Raw genomic sequence first — 14777 nt, forward strand, 5'->3', positions numbered from 1 at the left:
GGTGACCGGGAGTCGTACGAGGGAGGACGCATCAATGATCGGGATGGTGCTCGCAGCCGGGGCAGGGCGTCGGCTGCGCCCGTACACCGACACCCTGCCCAAGGCGCTGGTGCCGGTGGACGGTGAGACGACCATCCTCGACATCGCGCTGCGCAACCTCGCCGAGGTGGGGCTCACCGACGTCGTGATCGTCGTCGGCTACGCGGCCGACGCGGTCCGCGACCGGCAGGCCGACCTGGAGAAGCGGTACGGCGTCACGCTCACCCTCGTGCACAACGACAAGGCCGAGGAGTGGAACAACGCGTACTCCCTCTGGCTGGCCCGGGAGCACTTCGCCCGGGGCGTGCTGCTGGTCAACGGCGACACCGTGCACCCGGTGAGCGTGGAGAAGACCCTGCTGGCCCAGCGCGGCCCGGGCATCCTGCTCGCCGTGGACACCATCAAGCCGCTGGCGGAGGAGGAGATGAAGACCACCTTCGACGCCGCCGGCCAGCTCACCCGGATCACCAAGCTGATGGACCCGGGCGAGGCGTACGGGGAGTACATCGGCGCGACGCTGATCGAGCCGCAGGTCGCCGACGCGCTCGCCGACGCGCTGGAGACGACCTGGCGGCGCGACCCGAACCTCTACTACGAGGACGGCTACCAGGAGTTCGCCGACCGGGGTGGAGAGGTGCGGGCGGCGCCGATCGGCGACGTCTCCTGGGTCGAGGTCGACAACCACGCCGACCTGGCCCGGGCGTGGGAGATCGCGTGCCGCTACTAGCCCGCACGGTCAACACCCCGCTGACGATCGAGGTCCGACGCGGGGCGGTGGCCGACCTGGGCGCCCTCCTGGCCGACCGGCGGATCTCCGCCGGCGGCGACGTCGCGGTGGTGGTGGGCCCCGGCCAGGGCGAGAAGATCGTCGAGCTGTGCCGGCCCAGCCTGGGCGCGGCCGACGTCTTCACGGTCGTCGGCGGCACCATCGACGCCGCCAACGAGCTGGGTGACCGACTGCGCCGCCGCCACTACGACGCGGTGGTGGGCATCGGCGGCGGCAAGACCATCGACACCGCCAAGTACGCCGCCACCCGCTACGGCATCCCGATGGTGACGGTGGCGACCAGCCTGGCCAACGACGGCATCGCCTCGCCGACCGCCTCCCTCGACCACGAGGGCGGCAAGGGCTCCTACGGGGTGCACATCCCGATCGCGGTCGTGGTCGACCTGGATTTCGTGGAGAACGGGCCGGACCGGCAGACCCAGGCCGGGATCGGCGACGCGGTCAGCAACCTGAGCGCCTGCGCGGACTGGGAACTGGCCCACCAGGTACGCGGCGAGCCGATCGACGGCTTGGCCGTGACCCTGGCCCGCACCGGCGCCGAGGCGCTGATCAACCATCCCGGGAAGATCACCGACGACGGCTTCCTCACCACGCTCGCCGAGGCGTTGATCCTGGGCGGGATCGCGAGTTCGGTCTGCGGGTCGACCCGCCCCGCCAGCGGCGGGGACCACGAGATCTCGCACGCGATCGACCGGCTCTTCCCCGGCACCGGCTCGCACGGCGAGCAGGTCGGGTTGGGTGCGCTCTTCTGCACCTTCCTCCGTGGCGACCCGGAGCGGTTCGGTCAGCTCGCCCGCTGCCTGCACCGGCACGGGCTCGCCACCGCCCCGGCCGACCTGGGGCTGACCGACGACCAGTTCGTCGACGCGGTGCAGTACGCGCCCCGGACCCGGCCGGACCGTTACACCATCCTCGAACACCTCGAGATGTCACCTACCGAGACGCGGGAACGGCTGGCAGACTACGCCGGTGCAATCCGCGACCACCTTGGCTGAGCCGTCCCGTCCCACCGTCGCCGACTTCCACCGGGTCAACCGGGGCGGTGGGCTGTTCAGCGAATCGGTCAGCCAGTGGCTGGGGGCGGCCTTCGCGCTGGTCGCCCAGCGCCTCGGGCTGCGCCCGACCGCGCTGACCATCACCAACCTGGTGCTCGGCCTGGCCACCTCGGTCACCGTGGTGGCGCTCGCCGGGCGGGTCGCCGCCGGGGAGGTGCCGGCCTGGCTGGTAGGGCTGCTCGCGCTGGTCGGCTGGCAGGTCGCGTACGCCCTCGACTGCGCCGACGGGCAACTCGCCCGGGTGACCGACCAGCGCAGCGCCGCCGGCGCCCGGATCGACGTGCTCTGCGACGTGGCCGCGCAGATCGCCCTGGTGGCCGCGCTCTCGGCGACCGCAGTGGCGCAGCGGCCGTCGACGCCGACGTGGCTGGTGGCGACCTTCGCCGGCACCTGGATGGTCAACCTGGTCACCTCGGTGATGCAGGCCGGCCCGAACGCCGCCAGCATGGTCACCTCGACCTCGCTTCCCGTACGCCTGGTAAAGCTGGTCCGCGACTACGGCGCGGTGATCTTCGTGGCCGCGCTGGTGCTGGCCGTCGCCCCCGCCCTCACCCTCTGGGTGATGGTCGCCTTCACGATCGTCAACGGCGGTTTCCTGCTGGCCAGCATCGCCTTCTCCGCCCGCGCCTCGCTGCGCTGAGCTGCCCCCCGAAGCCGGCCAGCGTCTCGACCGCACAGCCGCCCGCCCGCCCCATCCTCGCGGCCGGGTCGATCCGCAGCGACCTGGACGATCCGCACCCACCTGGACATCCGGGCCGACCTGCGGTTCGCGCCGAGCTGGGTTAACGCCATGCTGGGTGGTTTCGCGCCAAGCTGAGCGGTCCACGCCAAGCAGAGCGGTCCACGCCAAGCTGAACCCCACGCCGAACTCGACGATGAACGTCGACATGGGCGATCCGTGCCGAGCTGGGCGATTCGGGGCTGACTTGGGTGATCCGCAGCGACCGGGGCGGCCCGCAGCAGCTGGACTCCGCCACCCGCGCGACTCTGAGTAACCAAGAACCCGCGCCTCCTGGTCACCTCCGATCCCTCCCGTCGCGCCCCTTTGCTCTGCACCCGCCGACGCACCAGCTACTGAAAGTGTGCGGTGCGTGGATGGGTGCAAAGCAAAGGGCCTGCGGGCGAGTAGGGCGGGAGAACGCGCGTGGCGGCGAAGCCGCAGGTCAGCCGACACCCGCGCGCCGGAGAGCGGCGGCCTCCGGTCATCGGTCCGGTGCAGAGCCATCACCCTGAGTTACCCCACTCAGTCGCTGACTTCGCGATCACAGTCAGTAGCAGCAGGTGCGCAGACGGGCTCAGGGCTCGGGTAGGTGCCCAGACGCGCTCCGCGGCTCGGCAGGCGCGCAGGCGCTCAGGCGCGCAGGCGGGCTCCACGCTTGGTAGGCGCGCGGACGCGCAGGCCGGCTCCACGCTTGGTAGGCGCGCGGGCACGCATGTGCGCTCCGGCTTGGTAGGCACGCGGGCACGCATGCGGGCTGCACGCTTGATGGGCGCGGGGTGGCTGCTCAGTGCTCGGCGGGTGCCCCGGCAGCCACTACGCCGGCGTAGATGTCGATGAGCTGCTTGGTCACCACGTCGGGGTGGAAGGTGCGCTCGTAGCGGGAGCGGGCGGCCGGGGCCAGCGCGGCGGCTCCGGCCCGGGCCACCGGCAGCGCGGCGGCGAGCGCGGCCGGCTCCGGCGGCACCACCCAGCCAGCTTCGCCCGCCACCACACCCGTCGGCAGGGCAGCCGGCAGGGCAGCCGCCCCGTCGCCGGGGACGGCGGAGGCGACGGCGGAGGCGACGGCGGCCGGTCCGGTGCCGGCGGGTTCGCGCGGGGTGTCCCCACCGACCAGGTACGGGATGCCGCCCAGTGCGGTGCCGAGCACCGGGCGACCGGCGGCCAGCGCCTCGATGATCACGGTGGGCAGCACGTCGTGCCAGGTGGAGGTCGCCAGCACCACCGCGCTCGCCGCCAAGGCGGCGCGCACCCCGGTCCGGTCCAGCGGGCCGAGGAAGGTCACGTCCGCGCGCTCGGCGGCGGCCGCCTCGACCAGCGGGCGCAGCTCGCCGTCGCCGGCGATGCGCAGCGGGCCGAGCGCCCCGTCCGGATGCCGCCGCCAGGCGTCCAGCAGCAGGTCGAGCCCCTTCTCCGGCGAGAGCCGGCCGAGGAAGAGGAACCCCTCGCCCAGCGGGGCGGGACGGCCCGGGTCGGGGATCGCGTTCGGCTTCACCACGATCCGCCCGTCGGGGATGCCGTAGTCGCGCAGGTGGTCGGCGACCGCCGTGGTCAGCGCGACGAACCGGTCCACCGACTTCCAGGTGCCCCGGTGCACGGCCAGCGTGGTGGCCATCAGCGCGCTCTGCGCCCGCGAGCCCCGGTAGCAGCGGTGCACGATCGCCGGCACGCCCAGGGCCCTGCCCCGGCAGTCCTGGCAGATCATCCCGTCCCGGAAGTAGAGCCCGGAGGAGCAGACCTGCCGGTAGTTGTGCACCGTCTGCACCACCGGCACGCCGTGCCGGTGCGCGGTCCGCACCACCCAGGGCGAGAGCAGGGGGTACGGGTTGTGCAGGTGCAGCACGTCCGGCCGGTGCTCGGTGAGCAGCCGGCCCAGCTCCTGCTGGGCGCGGGGCGCGTAGATCGGGGAGACGGGCAGCAGCGCCTTCGCCGTCTTCGGCATCGTCGGGATCTCGTCCGAGCTGCGGATGAACGGCAGCACCTCCACGCCGGCCGCGGTGAGCTGAGCGATCTCCGCGTCGACGATGGTGTTCTCCCCGGACGGCTGGGCTTCCCGGTACCGGTTGTGCGCCACCACGATCTTCACGGGGCTTGCCTTTCGTTCGCGGCCGTGCCGGCCTCTGCGCGGGACTGCGGGGCTCGCAACTTCAATCCCCGCGCGGCGGGGACTCGCGAGCTCGTTCCTCGCGCTCACGGGAAAGAAGGCTACCGTTGGCTGGTGCCCGAACTACCGGAGGTTGAGGCGCTCGCGGGTTACCTGCGCGAGCGCGCGGTGGGGCGGCGCGTCGACCGGCTGGAGGTCGCCGCGATCAACGCCCTGAAGACGTACGACCCGGCGCCGACCGCCGCGGCCGGGCGGGCGGTGGTGGACGCCGGCCGGCACGGCAAGTTCCTCGACCTGGTCCTCGACGGCGACCTGCACGTGGTGGTCCACCTGGCCCGGGCGGGCTGGCTGCACTACCGGGAGACGTTCCCGTCCGCCACCCCGCTGCGCCCCGGCAAGGGCCCGATCGCCCTGCGGGTACGCCTCGACGACGGCTCCGGCTTCGACCTGACCGAGGCCGGCACCCAGAAGAGCCTCGCGGTCTACCTGGTCACCGACCCGACGGCGGTGCCCGGGGTGGCCCGGCTCGGCCCCGACGCGCTCGCCGCCGACCTGGCCACCTTCACCGAGCGGATGCGCAGCCGCCGGGGCCAGGTCAAGGGGGTGCTCACCGACCAGACGGTGCTGGCCGGCGTCGGCAACGCGTACTCCGACGAGATACTGCACGCGGCGAAGCTCTCCCCGTTCGCGCTGACCCACCGGCTGACCGACGACCAGATGGCCACCCTGCACGCCGCGACCCGCGAGGTGCTCGGCGACGCGGTGAACCGGTCGTCGGGGCAACGCGCGGCGGAGCTGAAGGGGGAGAAGCGCTCCGGGCTGAAGGTGCACGCCCGCACCGGGCAGCCCTGCCCGGTCTGCGGGGACACCGTCCGCGAGGTCTCCTTCGCCGACTCCAGCCTCCAGTACTGCGCGACCTGCCAGACCGGCGGCAAGCCGCTCGCTGACCGTCGGTTGTCCCGATTGGTACGGTGAGTGACTTCCCTCACCGACTACGGAGAGGAATCGGTAATCCCGCGTCGAAGGTCCGGTCCGTGGCTCTGGCGGGGTCGCCATCCATCGGTATAGTGGCTCGGTCCCCGGCTTCTGAAATGGCATGGAGCCGGCCAGACGCCATGCGGCACCAGCACCACACGCTGTCCCTCGGGTCCGCGTCGGGGTCGGTGCCCGCGTGGGAGACTGGGACGGTGGGCGACCCGGGCCTTCACTGCGAGTGAGCGGCACGTGTCATGCGGGAGGACATGGGTGAGGTGACGACAAGCCTCCAGCGCCCGGTAACCAACGAAGGCCGGAGCAAACTCGTGCGGCACGTCGACAGCTTCGAGATCCAGCCGCCGACGCCGCCGTCCCACAACGGCGTACCCCGGTCGGCTTGGGCGCGGGCGCGTCGCCGGGTCTCTCGCTGGCACCGCCCCTACACCGTCATTCTGCTGCTACTCGACTTCGCCGCGGCGGCGTTCGCCAGTTACACCGCGATCCACACCTTCGACCAGGCGCGCGCGGGTTTCTACAACGCGCGGGAGGACCCGACCTGGTTCTTCACCGTCGCGTTCCTCCTGCTGCCGCTGGCCTGGGTGGTCATCCTCTGGGGCAACGGGGCGTACGACCGGCGCTACCTCGGCCTGGGCCCCGACGAGTTCAAGCGGGTGATCCGGGCCGGCGTCGCGGTCGCCGCCACGGTCTCCTTCGTCGCCTTCGCCACGAAGACCGACCTCTCCCGGTACACGGTCGGCACCGCGCTGCTCGGCGCGCTGCTGCTGATCCTGCTGGGCCGGATCCTGTCCCGCTTCGTCCTGCACGTCATCCGGCGAAACGCCGGCCAGGCCGCCCACCGGATGGTGCTGGTCGGCACCCTGCCGGAGTGCCTGGAGGTCTACACCGCGGTCACCCGCAACCCCTCGGCGGGGCTGATGCCGGTCGCCATCCACATCACCGACGGCTACGCGGCGGCCCGCGGCATGGACACCCCGGTCCCGGTCTACGCGGGCCGCGACGTGCTGGCCCTGGTCCGCGAGGTCGGCGGCGACACGATCGCGGTCTGCGGCTCGGCCAGCGCCGAGCCCGGTGAGCTGCGCCGGCTGGCCTGGCAGCTGGAGGGCTCCGGCGTCGACCTGGTCGTCGCCCCGCAGCTCACCGACATCGCCGGGCCCCGGGTGCACATCCGGCCGATCGAGGGCCTGCCCCTGCTGCACGTCGAGGAGCCGACCCTCTCCGGGCCGGCGCTGCTCGCCAAGAACCTGATGGACCGGGTCGCCGCCGGGCTGGGTCTGCTGATGCTCGCCCCGGTCTTCGCGGCGATCGCGATCGCCATCCGGATCTCCGACCCCGGCCCGGTCTTCTTCCGCCAGCCCCGGGTGGGCCACGAGGGGCGCACCTTCCGGGTCTGGAAGTTCCGCACCATGTACGTCGACGCGGAGGACCGGCTGGCCAGCCTGGTCGACCAGAACGAGACCGACGGCATGCTGTTCAAGATGAAGCAGGATCCCCGGGTCTTCGCGGTGGGCCGCTTCCTGCGCGCCTCCTCGCTGGACGAGCTGCCCCAGCTGATCAACGTGCTCTGGGGCGAGATGTCACTGGTGGGGCCGCGCCCGCTCCCCGCCGACGACGGCGACTTCCTCGGCGACGTACGCCGCCGGCTGCTGGTCCGGCCGGGGATGACCGGGCTGTGGCAGGTCTCCGGCCGCTCCGACCTGTCCTGGGACGAGGCGGTCCGGCTGGACCTCTACTACGTCGACAACTGGTCGCTGGCGTACGACCTGAGCATCCTGTGGCGCACGGTCGGCGTGGTGCTCGCCCGCAAGGGCGCGTACTAGGCCCGGTCGTCCGAGCTGACCCGAGGCTTTCGGTACCGGGGGCGGCGGCACCGCCAGTTCTGATCCGGGGCTTGGCCTGGCTGCCGGGAAGGGCCAGGATCGCTGCGTGGGTGGCAACCTCTCCGCCGTGTTCGGCGTCGTCTCGCTGGTCACCGCGCTCGCCGCGGCCCTGTTCGCGGTGGTTCGGCTGCGCGGGCGGCGGGGCATCGCCACGGCCACCCAGCGGGCCACGTACGAGGTGCTGCACACCGCCGGGCTGGCCGCCGAGCCGCTGCGCGCCGGGCTGACCGCCGCGAACGCGGCGAAGGCCGTACGCCATCTGCGGGCCCTGGTGGGCGCGGCCGGGCTGGCGCTCACCGACGCCGACGGGCTGCTGGCCCTGGACGGGCGGGGCGGGCACCATGACGCGCAACTTCTCGCGGCGGCCCGGCGGGCGGTGGCGGCGGGCCGATCGACCGTGCTGGGCGAGGCGGAGCTGCACTGCGACCGGGTGGACTGCGCGGTACGCGGCGCGGTGGTCGCGCCGCTGACCGGCGGGGACGGGCGGATGGTCGGGGCGCTGGTCGCCGTCGCCGACGGCCAGCCCGCACCGGGCCTGGTGCAGGCCACCCTGGAGACCGCGCACTGGGCCGGCAACCAGCTCGCCCTGGCGGAGCTGGACTCGTCCCGGGAGCGGCTGGCCCGTGCCGAGGTCCGCGCGCTGCGCGCGCAGATCAGCCCGCACTTCATCTACAACGCGCTGACCGCGATCGGCTCCTTCGTCCGCACCGACCCGGACCGGGCGCGGGAGCTGATCCTGGAGTTCGCCGAGTTCACCCGCTACTCGTTCCGGGCGCACGGCGAGTTCACCACGCTGGCCGAGGAGCTGCGCTCGATCGACCGCTACCTGACCATCGAGCGGGCCCGGTTCGGCGACCGCCTCCAGGTGCGGTTGCAGATCGCCCCGGAGGTGCTGCCGGTGACCCTGCCGTTCCTGTGCCTGCAACCGCTGGTGGAGAACGCGGTCCGGCACGGGTTGTCCCGCAAGCCCGGCACGGGCATGGTGAGCATCGAGGCCCGCGATGCGGGCACGGAGTGTCACATCACGGTGGAGGACGACGGGGTGGGGATGGATCCGACCACGCTGACCGCCGGCATCGCGGAGCTGGCCGGCGCCACCGGCGATCCGGGTGACGACCCGGGCCAGCACGTCGGCCTCTCCAACGTCGACGAGCGGCTCCGGTCGGTCTTCGGGGACGGCTTCGGCCTGGTCGTCGAGACGGGCCTCGGCTCGGGTACGAAGGTGAGCATGCGGGTGCCGAAGTTCCACCCCGGCGTGCGGGTGAACTCGTGAGCGAGCGCAGCGAGCGAACCGACCGGGTCAGCGCGGTGAACGCCTCCGGATTCCTCCGGGTGCTGGCGGTGGACGACGAGCCGCCGGCGCTGGACGAACTGGCGTACCACCTGCGGGCCGACCCCCGGGTGGCCCGGCTGCACACGGCCGGGGACGCCACCGAGGCGTTGCGGCTGCTCCGCGACGGCGACGTGGACGTGGTCTTCCTGGACATCCGGATGCCCGGACTGGACGGCATGGAGCTGGCCCGGGTGCTGCGCCGCTTCGCCCGACCGCCCGCGATCGTCTTCGTCACCGCGTACGACGACGGGGCGGTGGACGCCTTCGACCTGGGCGCCACCGACTACGTCCGCAAGCCGGTCCGGGCGGAGCGGCTGGCCGAGTCGTTGCGCCGGGTGATCGGCTCGAGGGTGGTGCCGTCGCATCCGGCGGCCCTGGCCCGGGCCGAGGAGGACCCGACCATTCCGATCGAGCTGGCGGGCACCACCCGGATGCTGCCCCGTTCGGCGGTGCGCTGGGTGGAGGCGCAGGGCGACTACGCGCGGTTGCACACCGCCGACGGTTCGCACCTGGTGCGGGTGTCGCTGGCCACGCTGGCCGAGCGCTGGGCGGACGCCGGGTTCGTCCGGATCCACCGGTCGTACCTGGTGCAGCTGAAGCTGATCGCCGAGCTGCGGCTGGTCAACTCGGGCTACGTGGTGCTGATCGACTCGGCGGAGCTGCCGGTGAGCCGGCGGCACACCCGGGAGCTGAAGGACAAGCTGGTGCGGGCGGCGAAGCAGGACTGGAACCGCTGACCCGGCTCCAGTCCTGCCCGCCCGTTTCGGCCCGACCTGGGTCGTCAGGCCTTGATCTGCTCGGCGATCCGTACGGCGATGGCTCTGAGCTGCTCGGCGGAGAGCGGGGCCTCGGGCTGGGCGCGAACGGCCTGCTCGTCGACTCCTACCATGTTGCTGACGTTCGCGCTGAACGCCCGGTTGCCGGGCAGCTGGATCGAGACGATGTGCTGCACGCTGCCATCCCGCTTGCCGGTCAGCGTCTCGACTTTCATCCGGAGCCCGCTCGGGGTCGTCCCCTCCGCGCACACCCGGTGGTACCGCGTGTCCCCGTGGCCCGGCGGCAGCTCGCACGGCCAGTGGTGTCCGGAGGGCTGGGCGGACCCGCCGGGCGCGAACGCGTCCCGGGAGCCGGTGGGCTCGCCAGACCCGTGGGGCTCGAACACGTCCGGGGAGATCGACACTCCCAGGGGGCCCTTCCGTCCCCGGTAGGACACGCCGGACCCACCGTGGACGAGGTCTTCGCTGCCGTTGTGGGTGAACCTCGGCGGTTGCCCGTCCGGCTTGCGGGGCTCGCCGACGTAGTCCGGGATCCAGAACCACTTCGAGCCGGGTGCCACCTCGCGTAGCGCCGCGTCGAACTCCCTGCTGAGGCGCCTCGCGCTGGCCTCGGCGCTCTCCTTCGTGTCGAAGACCAGGCGGAACCGGGTGTCCGCGGTCGGCGAGGGGGGTGCGGCCACCGGCGGGGCCGGCGCGCGGCCGGGCTCCTGATCGCGTACGCCGACACCGACGCTGCCGACCACCGCCAGCGCCAGGACGGCGGCCAGCGAGCCGCCGAGCCGCCGGGCGGCGCTGGCGCGCCGTCCTCGCCGGATGATGCCCCCGACGTCCACCCGCGCCGGCGGTGGAGTACCGATCAACTCGTCGAACAGCTGATGACCCATCTGATGCCCCCTCTCAGGACCGGCCGGTCACGGCGGTGCGCAGGTTGGCCAGCCCGCGTGCCGACTGGCTCTTGACGGTGCCGGCGGAGATGCCGAGCGTCCGGGCGGTCTCCTCCACCGAGTAGTCGAGGTAGAAGCGCAGCACGAGCACCGCCCGCTGCTTCGGGGCCAGCGAGCGCAGCAGCGCGGCGAGCCCGTCCCGGTCGGTCACCGTCTCCGGCACCGGGCCCACCACGTCCGGCACTGCCGCCCTGGACTGCTCCCGGTTGTGCCAGGGGCGGCGCCGCTCGTCGAGCCAGCAGCGGGTCAGCACCCGCTGGGCGTACGCGTCGCGGTTCTCCGCCCGGCTCACCCGCCGCCAACTGCGGTAGAGCTTCGCGACGGCGACCGACACGACGTCGTCGGCGGTGTGCCAGTCTTGGCAGAGCAGGTACGCGCTGCGCCGCCAGCGACCCATCCGCTCGGCGACGAAGGCGTGGAAGTCGTCCTCCTCGGCCCGCCTCACCGCGCTGTTTCCTCTCCACTGACCATCACGGCCGTACAACGGAGCGATCGTGCCGCCAGGTTGCACCGTGCTGGCGCGGATTCGCGATGGTCAGGGTCCGATCCGGGCGGCGATGTTCAGGGCCACCGCCCGGGCCTCCTCCATCAGCAGCGGGGCGTCCGACGCAGGTGGATCCTCAGCCTGCCCGGAGATGTTCGAGACGTCCAACTGGAGCCGGCCGGCCGCCGGCAACTCGACGTCGACCCGGTGCCGGACGGAACCGTCCCTACCGACGCTCGTCTGGATCCTCGTCCGGGTGCCGTCCGGCGCCGAAGATTCGTCGCAGAGCGCGCCTTGGCGCCGGTCGGCGGACCGACAGGACCAGTCGAACCGGCGTGCCTCAGGCTCGGCCGCCCCGGACGCGCCGAGGGTGATCGTCACCTGAAGGTCACCCCGGCGCTCGTCGCGCACAAGCGGCGAGCCGATCCGGACGGAGATCGGACGGCCGTCCCGCCCCGCTTTCACCAGATACGCCGGGTGGCCCGGTGACGGGCTCCAGACCGCGTCCGGGGCTTCCGCGAGGAGCGCCTGGTTGACCGCCACGACCATCCGCCGCGCCGCCACCTCCGCCGGTTCCGTCCGGGAGATGCCGGGCCGGATGCCGTCGACGGGCGTCGGGGCGTCCACCGACCGAGGGCCGGCGGCCGGCGTGGTCATGGGCCACCATGTACCGGTGATGCCGTGCGGTCGCTGACCGGTCGCGGCGATCCCGGCGGCCACGGACAGGCCGAGGAGCGCCACGAACGGAATCCAGAACCGTCTCCTGATGGCCTTCATGACCTTATGACCGGAGGATCGCGGCACGGGGTTGCAGGTGCGTTCGGCCGGGTTGGCGATCGGGACAGCCGAGCGGGAATAAGCACCGCATGTCGTACGCTGTACGGTACTCCGTACGAAAGATGGAGGCCGCCTTGTTCGACGCCGCGACCGAATTCGACCGCCAGCTCGACCGCCTGGTGGCCCTGGGCTACCCGGCGCTCGCCCACCTGACCGAGGACGCCTTCCGTGACCTGGTCGCGCCGCTGCGCGCGGCGGCCGTCGCCGGGACGGCGGGCCTGCCCGCGCCGACCGAGGGCCGGGTGCCGTTCCTGCTGGTCATCACCCGCGACCTCGTGCCGGTCGAGGCCCGCGTCGCGCTGACCACCCTCGACGGCAAGCGGAAGGCCGGCATCGTCGACCGGCACTACGCCGAGGGCGACCTGCCGCGCTTCGACCCGATCAAGGAACTGGAGGTGCCGGCCGGGCCGGCGTACCTGCTCTTCGACGTCGACCGGGGCGAGGAGACGCTCAACCTGGCCCCCGCCGCCGCCATGGAGGTGATCACCGGTCAGGACCGGCTGCCGCTCACCATCGACGAGGGGCTCGCCTTCGTCACGCTGTACCCGGCGGCGCTGGCGAAGAACAAGTGCTTCTCGCTGGTCGGCTCCCGCTGCGGCGACAAGCGGGTGCCGGCGATCTGGATCAGCCAGGGTGCGCCGAAGCTCGGCTGGTGCTGGTACGGCAACCCGCACACCTGGCTCGGCTCCGCCTCCGCCCGCCCGGAGCGCGTCGGCCCGGAGTGACGGTCGCCGGGACGGCCGGGGAGCGCAGGCCCCGGCCGTCCCGGCCCGGTCGGTCCGGGAGCCGGAACCGCCAGCCGGCACGGCTTCGCGTTCACCCGCCCACGCTCGCAGCTCCCTTCGTCGTCCACAACGACGGGCCAGAGTCCGTAGAGGTCACCCGGGTTGTCCACCGGGTTGTCCACAGGTGTGGCGCGTTCTCCACAGGTTCTCCACAACGTGCCCCACCGATCTCCACGCCGGCTCCCTACAGTCAGGCCCCATGAAGGAACGCCGGGTACTGGTGGTCGAGGACGAGCGGACCATCGCCGAGTCGGTGGCCGCCCGCCTGAGGGCCGAGGGCTTCACCGTGGACATCGCGGGCGACGGCCCCAGCGCGGTCGAGCGGTTCCGCAGCGGGCAGCCGGACCTGGTCGTCCTGGACGTGATGCTGCCCGGCTTCGACGGGCTGGAGGTGTGCCGGCGGATCCAGGCCGACCGGCCGGTGCCGGTGCTGATGCTCACCGCGCGCGACGACGAGACCGACCTGCTGGTGGGGCTGGCGGTGGGGGCGGACGACTACCTGACCAAGCCGTTCTCCATGCGGGAGCTGGCGGCGCGGGTGCACGTCCTGCTGCGCCGGGTGGAACGGGCGGCGGTCACCGCGGCGCCCGGGCTGCGGCTCGGCGACATCGAGATCAACCCGGCGGAGCGGCGGGTCCGCCGGGGCGGCGCCGAGGTGCACCTGACACCGACCGAGTTCGACCTGCTCGTGCACCTCGCCGGCCGGCCGCGGACCGTGCTGCCCCGGGAACGCCTGCTCGCCGACGTGTGGGGCTGGGCCGACGGGGCCGGCATCCGCACCGTCGACAGCCACGTGAAGGCGCTGCGCCGCAAGCTCGGCGCCGACCTGATCCGTACGGTGCACGGCGTCGGCTACGCGTTGGAGGTGCCGGCATGACCCACACCCTGCTCACCCGGGTCGACCGGGTGCTGGAACTGCTGCCCCGCCCGCTCGATCCGGTGCGGTCGATCAAGGTGAAGCTCGGCTTCCTGCTGGTCGCCTCCGGCACCGCCGGCCTGGCCTACTTCTGGTACGCCATCGGCTGGCTGCCCCCGATGACCTCGGCGACCGCGATCGGCGTCGCGCTGCTCACCTCCCAGGTGCTCGCCCACGGGATGACCTCGCCGCTGCGCGAGATGACCTCCGCGGCCGGCGCGATGGCCCGCGGTGACTACACCCGCCGGGTTCGCGCCACATCCCGGGACGAGGTCGGCGAGCTGGCTCAGGCGTTCAACAAGATGGCCGAGGACCTGCACGCCGCCGACCAGCGACGGCGTGAGCTGATCGCCAACGTCTCGCACGAGTTGCGTACGCCGATCACGGCGTTGCAGGGCGTTCTGGAGAACATGGTCGACGGGGTGGCGGAACCGGACCCGGCCGCGCTGCGCGCCGCGCTGAGCCAGACCGAGCGGCTCGGGCACCTGGTCGCCGACCTGCTCGACCTGTCCCGGCTGGACGCCGGGGTGGTGCCGCTGCGCCGGGTGCGGATCGACGTGGCCGACTTCCTCGACGAGGTGGTGGAACACGCGACCGCGACCGCGGCGGGCGCCGGCCGGGACGTCCGGTTCCGGCTGGAGGAGCCGCCGGTCCCGCTCACCGTGCACGCCGATCCCTGGCGGCTGCACCAGGTCTTCGCGAACCTGCTCGACAACGCCGCCCGGCACAGCCCGGCCGGTGGCACGGTCCGGGTGACCGCGGAGGAACACGGCGGCCAGCTCCGCTTCGAGGTCAGCGACGAGGGCGATGGCATCCCGCACGCCGAGCGGTCCCGGGTCTTCGAACGGTTCACCCGGGGTGACCGGGCCGCCGGCGGCGGAACCGGGCTGGGCCTGGCCATCGCCCGCTGGGTCGTCGAGCTGCACGGCGGCCGCATCCAGGTGCTCGACCCGTCCACCACCGCGCGCGGCGCCGGCTCCGGGTGCCGGATCCAGGTGTCGCTGCCCGCAACCGGAACGATCCGAGAAGAGGCCGCATGACCGCCCCCACCCCGGCCGACCCGCCCACGCCGGTCGGCCCGCCCACCCCGCCCGGAGCTGCCCCGACCGGCCCGCCCGGCCCCACC

At 73.0% G+C, this 14777-nt stretch carries 14 protein-coding genes; 10 read left to right on the plus strand and 4 right to left on the minus strand.

The window, feature by feature from the left end; genetic code table 11:
• Positions 1–34 precede the first annotated feature (34 nt).
• Genes NCC78_RS07970 through NCC78_RS07980 form a run of 3 tightly spaced genes read left to right on the plus strand, consistent with a single transcriptional unit; the run spans position 35 to position 2521 of the window.
• Positions 35–766, plus strand: a complete 732-nt coding sequence (locus NCC78_RS07970) for a phosphocholine cytidylyltransferase family protein (RefSeq protein ID WP_250792945.1) — start codon at positions 35–37, stop codon at positions 764–766.
• On the plus strand, positions 754–1821 hold the full coding sequence (locus NCC78_RS07975; protein ID WP_250792946.1) for an iron-containing alcohol dehydrogenase family protein: 1068 nt from the start codon (positions 754–756) through the stop codon (positions 1819–1821). The genes NCC78_RS07970 and NCC78_RS07975 overlap by 13 nt, the downstream gene beginning before the upstream one ends.
• Entirely contained in the window at positions 1796–2521 is a 726-nt protein-coding gene (locus NCC78_RS07980) for a CDP-alcohol phosphatidyltransferase family protein (protein ID WP_250792947.1), read from the plus strand. The genes NCC78_RS07975 and NCC78_RS07980 overlap by 26 nt, the downstream gene beginning before the upstream one ends.
• 865 nt (positions 2522–3386) lie before the next feature.
• On the opposite strand, the gene NCC78_RS07985 is transcribed toward NCC78_RS07980, so the two are convergent.
• A complete protein-coding gene (locus NCC78_RS07985; RefSeq protein WP_250792948.1) occupies positions 3387–4685 on the minus strand; it encodes a glycosyltransferase in 1299 nt (432 codons plus the stop codon).
• Positions 4686–4817: 132 nt separating this feature from the next.
• Here NCC78_RS07985 and NCC78_RS07990 point away from each other — a divergent pair, with 132 nt between their 5' ends.
• The 4 genes from NCC78_RS07990 (at position 4818) to NCC78_RS08005 (ending at position 9646) form a co-directional block, all read left to right on the plus strand.
• Positions 4818–5678: an Fpg/Nei family DNA glycosylase gene (locus NCC78_RS07990; protein WP_250792949.1), complete on the plus strand. Its 861-nt coding sequence runs from the start codon at positions 4818–4820 to the stop codon at positions 5676–5678.
• A gap of 266 nt (positions 5679–5944) precedes the next feature.
• Positions 5945–7516, plus strand: coding sequence for a sugar transferase (locus NCC78_RS07995; RefSeq protein WP_250792960.1), 1572 nt, complete (start codon positions 5945–5947; stop codon positions 7514–7516).
• Between the two features lie 106 nt (positions 7517–7622).
• Positions 7623–8849, plus strand: coding sequence for a sensor histidine kinase (locus NCC78_RS08000; RefSeq protein ID WP_250792950.1), 1227 nt, complete (start codon positions 7623–7625; stop codon positions 8847–8849).
• A gap of 35 nt (positions 8850–8884) precedes the next feature.
• Positions 8885–9646: a LytR/AlgR family response regulator transcription factor gene (locus tag NCC78_RS08005; protein ID WP_250792962.1), complete on the plus strand. Its 762-nt coding sequence runs from the start codon at positions 8885–8887 to the stop codon at positions 9644–9646.
• A 44-nt stretch (positions 9647–9690) separates the two neighbouring features.
• Here the strand turns inward: NCC78_RS08005 and NCC78_RS08010 are convergent, their stop codons facing one another.
• The 3 genes from NCC78_RS08010 to NCC78_RS08020 all read right to left on the minus strand — a co-directional run bounded on the left by NCC78_RS08010 (position 9691) and on the right by NCC78_RS08020 (position 11890).
• Positions 9691–10569 (minus strand): hypothetical protein, encoded by an 879-nt coding sequence (locus NCC78_RS08010; protein ID WP_250792951.1) that lies wholly within the window; start codon positions 10567–10569, stop codon positions 9691–9693.
• 13 nt (positions 10570–10582) lie between these two features.
• On the minus strand, positions 10583–11074 hold the full coding sequence (locus tag NCC78_RS08015) for a SigE family RNA polymerase sigma factor (protein ID WP_250792952.1): 492 nt from the start codon (positions 11072–11074) through the stop codon (positions 10583–10585).
• Positions 11075–11164: 90 nt separating this feature from the next.
• The gene (locus tag NCC78_RS08020; RefSeq protein ID WP_250792954.1) at positions 11165–11890 is read right to left on the minus strand and encodes a hypothetical protein; all 726 of its coding nucleotides are present in this window, start codon (positions 11888–11890) and stop codon (positions 11165–11167) included.
• Between the two features lie 89 nt (positions 11891–11979).
• Between NCC78_RS08020 and NCC78_RS08025 the strand changes: the two genes are divergently transcribed.
• The 3 genes from NCC78_RS08025 (at position 11980) to NCC78_RS08035 (ending at position 14691) form a co-directional block, all read left to right on the plus strand.
• Positions 11980–12675, plus strand: a complete 696-nt coding sequence (locus NCC78_RS08025; protein WP_250792955.1) for a DUF5701 family protein — start codon at positions 11980–11982, stop codon at positions 12673–12675.
• A gap of 259 nt (positions 12676–12934) precedes the next feature.
• The gene (locus NCC78_RS08030; RefSeq protein ID WP_250792956.1) at positions 12935–13612 is read left to right on the plus strand and encodes a response regulator transcription factor; all 678 of its coding nucleotides are present in this window, start codon (positions 12935–12937) and stop codon (positions 13610–13612) included.
• On the plus strand, positions 13609–14691 hold the full coding sequence (locus NCC78_RS08035) for a HAMP domain-containing sensor histidine kinase (protein WP_250792958.1): 1083 nt from the start codon (positions 13609–13611) through the stop codon (positions 14689–14691). Before NCC78_RS08030 ends, NCC78_RS08035 begins: the two co-directional genes overlap by 4 nt.
• Positions 14692–14777 lie beyond the last annotated feature (86 nt).

It is taken from the genome of Micromonospora phytophila (genome assembly GCF_023656545.1).
In the GTDB taxonomy this organism is placed as follows: Bacteria; Actinomycetota; Actinomycetes; order Mycobacteriales; family Micromonosporaceae; genus Micromonospora; species Micromonospora phytophila.

Bases quoted from the DNA above. Each gene is read 5' to 3' on its own strand.
- NCC78_RS07970 (WP_250792945.1), top strand. From the start codon at position 35: ATGATCGGGATGGTGCTCGCAGCCGGGGCAGGGCGTCGGCTGCGCCCG.
- NCC78_RS07995 (WP_250792960.1), top strand. From the start codon at position 5,945: ATGGGTGAGGTGACGACAAGCCTCCAGCGCCCGGTAACCAACGAAGGC.
- NCC78_RS08010 (WP_250792951.1), bottom strand. From the start codon at position 10,569: ATGGGTCATCAGCTGTTCGACGAGTTGATCGGTACTCCACCGCCGGCG.
- NCC78_RS08020 (WP_250792954.1), bottom strand. From the start codon at position 11,890: ATGAAGGCCATCAGGAGACGGTTCTGGATTCCGTTCGTGGCGCTCCTC.
- NCC78_RS08025 (WP_250792955.1), top strand. From the start codon at position 11,980: ATGTCGTACGCTGTACGGTACTCCGTACGAAAGATGGAGGCCGCCTTG.
- NCC78_RS08030 (WP_250792956.1), top strand. From the start codon at position 12,935: ATGAAGGAACGCCGGGTACTGGTGGTCGAGGACGAGCGGACCATCGCC.
- NCC78_RS08035 (WP_250792958.1), top strand. From the start codon at position 13,609: ATGACCCACACCCTGCTCACCCGGGTCGACCGGGTGCTGGAACTGCTG.